This window comes from Neptuniibacter marinus (assembly GCF_001597725.1).
Lineage (GTDB): Bacteria > Pseudomonadota > Gammaproteobacteria > Pseudomonadales > Balneatricaceae > Neptuniibacter > Neptuniibacter marinus.
In genome coordinates, this window is the sequence record NZ_LUTR01000058.1 from 1 (window position 1) to 388 (window position 388).

A 388-nucleotide genomic window follows, 5' to 3' on the forward strand; every position below is an offset into this window, starting at 1 on the left:
CGACTAATAACAGTGTTGAGACCACCATTATTGATAATGATGGCGCAACCGTGTCGTTAACCGGCCCATCGTCTGTTATCGAAGGGGATACCACTACGCCGTATACCGTAGCTGTTGATCAGCCAGCGGCCAGCGTAACGACCCCGATTACCGTGACCTTTACCTACAGCGGTGTTGCGGTGGATGGAACAGACTTCACGGGTGTTGCGAGTGTTGATATCCCAGCGGGAAGCAACTCGAATACGTTTACCATCGATACCTTAGATGATGTGTTGGCCGAAGGTGCAGAGAGCTTCACCATTGCAATCGATAGCATTACGGATAGTAACTATCCTGCGATCGGTGCAGATAGCACTAACAACAGCGTTGAAACGCAGATCACTGATGA

The 388-nt window shown here is 50.0% G+C and carries 1 protein-coding gene; it reads left to right on the forward strand.

All coding sequences use genetic code 11. The annotated features are described in order from the left end of the window. Positions 1 to 388, forward strand: a 388-nt coding sequence (locus A3774_RS16030; protein ID WP_156473741.1) for a Calx-beta domain-containing protein, incomplete at both ends; no start/stop codon positions are given.